General features: G+C 47.0%; 5 protein-coding genes. 4 read left to right on the top strand and 1 reads right to left on the bottom strand.

What is annotated here, in order from left to right; genetic code table 11:
* Positions 1-384: 384 nt before the first annotated feature.
* Together Q8O92_09410 and Q8O92_09405 are read left to right on the top strand one after the other, a co-directional pair.
* Positions 385-1,692: a transglutaminase-like domain-containing protein gene (locus Q8O92_09410; protein MDP2983529.1), complete on the top strand. Its 1,308-nt coding sequence runs from the start codon at positions 385-387 to the stop codon at positions 1,690-1,692.
* A 3-nt stretch (positions 1,693-1,695) separates the two neighbouring features.
* Positions 1,696-2,331, top strand: coding sequence for a hypothetical protein (locus Q8O92_09405; GenBank protein ID MDP2983528.1), 636 nt, complete (start codon positions 1,696-1,698; stop codon positions 2,329-2,331).
* A 64-nt stretch (positions 2,332-2,395) separates the two neighbouring features.
* On the opposite strand, the gene Q8O92_09400 is transcribed toward Q8O92_09405, so the two are convergent.
* A complete protein-coding gene (locus tag Q8O92_09400) occupies positions 2,396-3,094 on the bottom strand; it encodes a TIGR00730 family Rossman fold protein (protein ID MDP2983527.1) in 699 nt (232 codons plus the stop codon).
* Between the two features lie 444 nt (positions 3,095-3,538).
* Between Q8O92_09400 and Q8O92_09395 the strand changes: the two genes are divergently transcribed.
* Together Q8O92_09395 and Q8O92_09390 are read left to right on the top strand one after the other, a co-directional pair.
* The gene (locus Q8O92_09395; GenBank protein MDP2983526.1) at positions 3,539-5,365 is read left to right on the top strand and encodes a phosphoenolpyruvate carboxykinase (GTP); all 1,827 of its coding nucleotides are present in this window, start codon (positions 3,539-3,541) and stop codon (positions 5,363-5,365) included.
* A gap of 263 nt (positions 5,366-5,628) precedes the next feature.
* Positions 5,629-7,386, top strand: coding sequence for a hypothetical protein (locus Q8O92_09390; GenBank protein ID MDP2983525.1), 1,758 nt, complete (start codon positions 5,629-5,631; stop codon positions 7,384-7,386).
* Positions 7,387-7,680: the final 294 nt, after the last annotated feature.

Here is a 7,680-nt window from a genome sequence, read left to right as displayed (position 1 = left end):
CAGTGAATAAGAGAAATTGAGTGCTCCTGTGTCTTTAAAATCCCCCCTGCCTTCGGCATCCCCCCTTATTAAGGGGGGAATTTTTAGGAGAGGGTTCTGTCAAAACCTAATAAATCTTTACATAGTACCAGGAACAATTTTCCTTTTCCCCCCTTAATAAGGGGGGTAGGGGGGATTAACCTTTCGGATGATCACCTTAGCTTACTTAACAACATACCTGTTTTGTTCTTTTTTATTGACAATCCCCGCTATGAATTATCATACTGTATTGTGCAATAATAAGATTTCCTTCTCTGTGGGGAATATACCCCGTGCATTGATCGGTTGTTTCATCCCTGTTCAACAATCGACATCACCGTCTGATACTATATGGAGAAACCTTTGATGCTGCCCCGTAAAACGCTGGTATGGTCACTTTATCTTTTCGCCGCTCTGTCTATGTTCTTATTTGCCGCTTCCCTTGCAATCTTTGTGAAAAGCTTTCAGGATCCCCGATGGCGTGTGTTCGATTATAACAGCCGTCAGACAGTGGAGGATGAAATTTACAATGTGTCTGAGATTCCGGCGATAAAAGCGGTAAAGCTTATCGGAAACCGTACATTGAGATTCGAGTTCACTCCGGCAATAAATACCACATTGTGGAAAATACTTGACGCGGCTGATAAAAAGGTTATCTCGCAGGGGCCGTATCCGGACATCACATTTTCCGACAAACCTTCGGATATTACCTATCTCTTTGTTCCGGAGGGAGTAACCCTGCTCAAGGGAATGGCGCTTACCCTATCATACTATCCCAAAGAAGGGTACCGGAAGGGGGGCCTCTCCTGGCCGGATAACTACTGGAAACCCTATTCCTCTATTCCATTCAGCCTGAAACGCCATTTCTCGCTGAATGAATGGGCCGGACTGCCTGATAATGATCCCGATCTGATCGAGGCGAAAATAATTCTGGGAAATGCTGTGGATGCCAACGCCCCCACCCGTGAAAAAGTGGAGCATGTTTTCCGTTTTGTTATGAATGGGATCAAGAACTCGGGAGGTATGCCTACCGACGAGGTATTGAACTCCAGTCCGATGAAAACCTACCGCATGCTGAGCGGAGGGACCGGCAAGGGTTTCTGTGAAAATCGCGCCCTTGTATACTATCTTTTTGCAAATGCCGCCGGAATTAAAACCCGTCTGGTTGATATTGCCGGGAAATTCGGCCCTCTCAAGCTTACCGGCCACTATTTCTGCGAGAGCTGGATACCCGAACAGGCTTCATGGTGTTTCGTGGACCCCATGTCCAGCGCGGCATATATACAAAACGCCAAAGGGAAGCTTCTCAACACCCTGGAAATTAAGAAATTATTCGATCTCGATGCGTTCGCCGGCTGCTCAACAGAGACCTATATTTCTTCGGTGGATTCTCTTTCTTTGAATCCGATCGATGCATTTTACCATGCAAATAAGGGATATTTCACCGGTGAAATTGTGATGGCTTATCAGTTCGGCTACCCCCGAAATAAGACCTTTTCCCGGGTAGAGCATTTTCTCCGTTATCCGACACTTCTTTACGCGCCCTTTGCACTCCCCAGGCTCTATCTGGTCAAAAACGCAGTTCTTGCCGGATGCGCTGTAAGCTTCCTCGTAACCATCATACTCGCTCTCAGTCTCCTGGCTCCGGGGTCAAAGAAAAGTTCAGGGAGTTAAGGCATGAGAAAGGTTTGCCTCACATCTTTTATTTTCCTTTTCATGTATGTGTCGGGAATCGCATCAGGGGCTGAAAAAACGGTTGCCAAACCCAAGGTGGAGCCGCAGGACTCGACCAGGCTGCTCATTCCTCTGCCGTTTTTTTCCAAGGTCGGATTCCAGAGCGGATTTGTCTTTACCAGGGATTTCGATACCGGCGTGGGTTTCGGGACTATTCTGGGCAAAGACTTTTATCAGGATTTCCTGGAAGCAAGCACCGTACTTCACCTGTGGGGTGCGACCAATGATTCCAGCGATGTCGCAAATGCAGGCTTGGATGCTTCTTTCACCTATAAAATTCCTGTTCACTGGGGAATAACAAGTTTCGCCGGATTCATCCTGGGTTACTATATCGTACACCAGGAAAAAACGATTTCCACCGACGGCTCTCCCCGTACGATAACGGAAAACAGTTTGTATTATCAAACATTCATTACCGCCGGCGCCGAATACTATATCCAGGAAAACCGAACTCTGTTTATTCAGATTAAATACGGCATCAATAGACTTTCCCGGGAAAGGCATGTACTCTTCGGCATCAATTTTTATACGGAGCACAAACAGTTTAAAACCTGGACCGTTCCTCCTCTCATGCGATGAAGTATAAGGATGAACGAAAAATACTTTCTTTGTCACTTTGCCACTTTGCCACTTTGTAACTTTGTCACTTTGCCGCTTTGTCACTTTGACACCGTTCTTGTATTATGAATCCCAGTTCCCGTGCCTTGTGGATGATAATGTCAGCCGCCTCGGCGGGATCATCGGTCATCTGTAACAGATTCAAATCCTCTTTTCGGATGCAGTCTTCCCTGAGCATCGTGTTTTTCAGCCAGTCGATCAGTCCCCCCCAATAGCCGCTGCCGTAGAGCACCACGGGGAAATGCATGATTTTTTCCGTCTGGGAAAGGGTCAGCGCTTCAAACATCTCATCCATGGTTCCGAAACCGCCGGGGAAAATAATGTAACCGATGGAATACTTGACAAACATCATCTTGCGAACAAAGAAATAGCGGAACTCCAGCGCCAGATTCTGGTATTCGTTCGGTGTCTGTTCGGCCGGGAGCTCGATATTTAGACCGACCGAGAGATGCCCTGCCTCCGCCGAGCCACGGTTTCCCGCTTCCATGATCCCGGGTCCGCCGCCGGTTATAACCACCAGGCCGCTTTCGGCCAGAATACGGGCGCACTTTCGGGCGGCTTCATAGTACGGCGATTGCCCGCCCAATCTTGCCGAACCGAAAATGGAAACCGCCGGGCCGATTTTCGAAAGCGCCTCGAATCCTTCGACAAATTCGCCCTGAATCCGTAAAACCCTCCAGGGATCGGTATCGGTGAAATCCCCCCCCGGTTTAGTCAGAAGCAGCTCGTGATCATTGGATAATTTTTTTTGGAGATTCTTGGTGATTATTTTCACAGCAGCCTTCTTTCCTGTTTTCCATAGTTAAAAAAAATGAGCGATATATAATTGAAAATAAGCATGAGGAGGCTTCCTGTCAATACGACAAAAATAATTGCGCATGTTTTGAAAGTTTAGATCCTGAAACGAGTTCAGGATGACACGTGTCATGCCGAACTTGTTTCGGCATCTATTGAAAAGAAATGTAATAAAATAAATCGCAAAAAGTATTCCAAAGCTTCAGTTAAAAAGAGCAATATTTCCTTATTTTTTGATCTTTTTGTTAAATTAAGGAAACGAGGAATTGGAAAGTCCACTGCAATTCTCTTTTGTTTTTTTTATTTTAAATGCTATAATACAAAGCTTTTATACATCTGCAAACTTTTTTCGTCTTTATGCGTATAATGCAGAATGAGAACACGATATGATTCGAAGCAGGAGAAAAAAATGAACAATACCAGCTTTGTTAATGAGAAGCTCGGCAAATGGGTTAAGGAAGTTGCCGGTATGTGTCTGCCGGAGAGCGTCTATGTATGCAGCGGTTCTAAGGATGAGTATAATCGGTTGATGTCACAGATGGTGAGAATCGGGGCCGCCATACCTTTAAAAAATCGACCGAACAGTTATCTGTTCCGCTCCGACCCCAGCGATGTCGCACGTGTGGAGAATAGAACGTTTATCAGCACCCTTTCCCGGATAGAAGCCGGACCCACGAACAACTGGATCGACCCTGATACACTCAAACAGACCATGAAAGAGCTGTATGCGGGATGCATGAGAGGGAGGACGATGTATGTCATACCGTTTTCCATGGGGCCGATTCATTCACCTCTCTCGAAAATCGGGGTTGAGATTACCGACAGTCCTTATGTGGTATGCAATATGCACATCATGGCCAGAGTGGGTGATGCGGTACTCGAGAAACTCGGGAGAGAAGGTGAATTCATTCCCTGTCTCCATTCGATCGGCGCCCCGCTCGAGGAAGGCCGGAAAGATGTTCCCTGGCCCTGCGCCGAAATGGACAAGAAATATATCAGCCATTTCCCCGAGGAGAATCTCATCTGGTCATTTGGTTCGGGATACGGCGGAAATGCCCTCCTGGGGAAAAAGTGTCTTTCACTGCGCATTGCATCTGTCATTGCACGACGTGAGGGCTGGATGGCCGAGCATATGCTCATTCTCCGCCTCACAAACCCGCAGGGGAGGCAATACCATATCGCCGCCGCATTCCCGTCGGCGTGCGGAAAAACCAATCTGGCAATGATGAAACCCACCATTGCGGGCTGGACATGCGAGTGTATCGGAGATGATATAGCCTGGATGAAAATCCGCCCGGACGGCCGTCTCCATGCCATCAATCCTGAATGCGGATTTTTCGGAGTGGCGCCAGGCACATCGTATGAATCGAATCCCATGGCCATGGAAACAGTGAAAGCGAACACCATCTTTACCAACTGCGCTCTCACAGATGAGGGGGATGTCTGGTGGGAAGGAATGGATAATGATCCTCCCCTCCATGCCATCGACTGGAAGGGCCGCGACTGGACCACGTCCGGGGGCGAAGCCGCCGCTCATCCGAATGCCCGTTTTACCACGCCTGCTTCTCAATGTCCTGTCATCTGCAAGGACTGGGAAAAGCCGGAAGGAGTCCCCATCGATATCTTTGTGTTCGGCGGGAGAAGAGCCGGCGTAGTGCCGCTGGTTCATGGGGCATATAACTGGGATCACGGGGTGTTTCTGGGGGCCACTGCTGCCTCTGAAACCACTGCCGCCAATATTGGGAGTTTAGGACAGCTTCGGCGTGACCCCTTTGCGATGATACCCTTCTGCGGATACAATATGGGGGATTATTTCCAGCATTGGCTGGACATGGGAGACAGACTGGGCGCAAAAGCGCCGAAAATATTCTATGTCAACTGGTTTCGTAAAGATGACGAAGGCAAATGGCTCTGGCCGGGGTATGGCGAAAACAGCCGCGTGTTGAAATGGATGTGCCAGCTTATTGATGGTGAAGTCGATGCCCGTGAGACACCCATCGGTCTTGTTCCGGAGGTGAAGGATCTCGATATGAACGGACTTTCCATCAGCAGCCATGATATCCATGAACTGCTGCATGTCGATACCGGTGAATGGAAGGCGGAAGTTCCGGATATTGAAGCGCACTTTAAACAATTCGGAGACCGTCTCCCCGGGCGTCTCGGAGAGCAGTTGAACAATCTTAAAAAGCGCCTTGGATAAAAATTTAGGATTTCTCGCAAAGTACAAGAAGAAAGTCTACACCGGAATTATCAGGATTCAAGCTTTTCTGCTTTTTGAAACCTCACCCCCTGTCCCCCTCTCCTAGTCAGGAGAGGGGGTAACTCATTACGTGCATTGTTTTTACCCTCTCCTATTTAGGAGAGGGTGGCCGATGGCCGGGTGAGGTTTTCGAAAATACAGAAAGCTCTTAAATCTTTTTTCCCGATCATTAACCTTGTCTAATTGCATATTCGGATTGATTTATGATCGAATCAAAAGAAAATTATATGTCGGCGCTCTCTCATAAAAGAAGTAACTCATTAGCCGCCGCACATTCACTCATGAATCTTTTGGGTGTTGTGTACGCCCACACCAAGACAAGTAATGAAGGCGATCTCTACCTCACCGAGTACGGCTTTCTTTACTCGGATATCCTCGATATCGAGAATTGGTATGAAAGGGAATGGTTTGAAACCCATCGAGTCCGCCTATCCGGCACAAGTGCGGTATACAGGGTTCCCACCAAAGAGGTCGATGGAAAACGGCTGCAGCTCGTAGTAAAAAATAACCGTGTGGGAGAAGATGTGCCGCTCGATACCCATACTCTTTATGAATTCATCAATGCCGAATTTAACAGCCCCTGGGAAGAATTTTCATTGGCAATGGAATTGCGTGACAGTAATTTCGGTTCCCGGGATATCAACATAAATACCCAGCAGCCCCTGGCAATTTATGTCCCCTCGGAAAAATTTCAGTTATGGCAAACAGGCCGTTCAAGGTCCAGGATTAACAAGATTACCCTCCGTCATCCCAGTATCAACCTTGACATTCTGAAGCAGTATAAAATGGTGTATAAGTGGATCGAAGGTCTCAATATTATCGAGGCATTCAAAGAAATCGGCATTACCGGCCTGGAGCTGGAAAACTTTCTGAAGCCTGTTACAGTGAAGGTTACGCATGATCTTGAAGAAAAAGGCTTCATAATGGCCGATATAAAACCGTCTCATATCATCATCAGTGATAAAAATGTCAAACACATGAGAGACCTGGGGCGCAACGGAACAGCGGACACGCTGGAAATACAAAGCGAATATGTGAACTCTCTTGTGAACAGGAGCCAATACTCAGTGGTAGATTATGAGTTATTGATGCGGACACCCCACTATGATGAGCAGGTCAAGTCTCTTAGGCGGCATGTATATCACGAGGATCAGCGCGATCGTTTTCAAGCCTCCGCATTGCCTCAATTTTTATCGCTCAGCGAGATATTTGGAGTGCCGTATGTTCATGGTCATGTGGAAAGCACAGGAGGATTGCTCTGGGTTGTCGGCCGTAATCCGAGATTATTTGATTATTTCCTCCCGGAACGCTGGAGAAGAACTCCGTGTCATTCGTTTTCAGAGAACCACGAGGTCTATTACACGGTAACAAAGGATAATATTCACATTGTTTGGAAAACATCGAGGGTGGGCGAGAATCCTCAACCCGGAGAAGGCGGCGGCAATCATGAGCTCATCAGGGAATATGGATTTAACAGTCCCTTCGAAGAGTTCGCCATAGCTCATTTTCTCACAAACAATAGTGTGCCAACTGTTTATAGCCGGGCAATTTATATGACCGGCATAACGAAAACTGAACCGATCGCCGACCTGATGCATTATGCCTCTCACCGTGATTATGTGGGACTGGACGACTATCCGATTCTCAGGGAAAACCACGAATATATTACCATCCGGGGTTACTTTAACGGGGCTGATTCCTGGGTGGCGTCGCACGAGGGACAGCTCTCCAAACCTTATAATTTGGAACGGGCGGGGTATGAAGGGATTCTCCATCCCAAAGAGTGCCAGAATCTTCTCGATATTACCCGATCACGGTTAAAAAATGTTGGATATGACGGCACGCTTTTGGAATTAAACGACGTAATTATTTCTATAGATCAGAATGGGAAAATTATTGTAGACAATGAAAATTTGTCCGAAGCAAGGATATCTAATTTTGAACTTATACATAAAGTATAATCCGAGCAAAAACAGGACATCGGCAACTGAGGAAACTAAATTATCTGAATTGGGGGGTTCTTTCTGGCCATCCCCCATATATTTGAATCAATTTTTACTCTTTATAATGCTTATCGTTCCACGAGAAAATATTTATGAAAATATTCTTGGGTTCAAGTCCTTTTGAAGGACGAATCCCCCCCCCTTATTAAGGGGGGAATCATGTTGGCAGGCAGCTTTTACCCCCTTAACAAGGGGGTCGCCGCTTTATGCGGCGGGGGGATTTTGTTTAAAGAGAAGATAAGTGATATGGCA

Origin of the sequence: Candidatus Latescibacter sp. (assembly GCA_030692375.1) — a bacterium.
In the GTDB taxonomy this organism is placed as follows: Bacteria; Latescibacterota; Latescibacteria; order Latescibacterales; family Latescibacteraceae; genus JAUYCD01.
This window is presented reverse-complemented; position numbering and strand designations above follow the sequence as displayed.

What these genes read in the sequence shown, in the direction of transcription:
- Q8O92_09410 (MDP2983529.1), top strand. Translation starts at nt 385, where the DNA reads ATGCTGCCCCGTAAAACGCTGGTATGGTCACTTTATCTTTTCGCCGCT.
- Q8O92_09390 (MDP2983525.1), top strand. Translation starts at nt 5,629, where the DNA reads ATGATCGAATCAAAAGAAAATTATATGTCGGCGCTCTCTCATAAAAGA.
- Q8O92_09395 (MDP2983526.1), top strand. Translation starts at nt 3,539, where the DNA reads ATGAGAACACGATATGATTCGAAGCAGGAGAAAAAAATGAACAATACC.
- Q8O92_09405 (MDP2983528.1), top strand. Translation starts at nt 1,696, where the DNA reads ATGAGAAAGGTTTGCCTCACATCTTTTATTTTCCTTTTCATGTATGTG.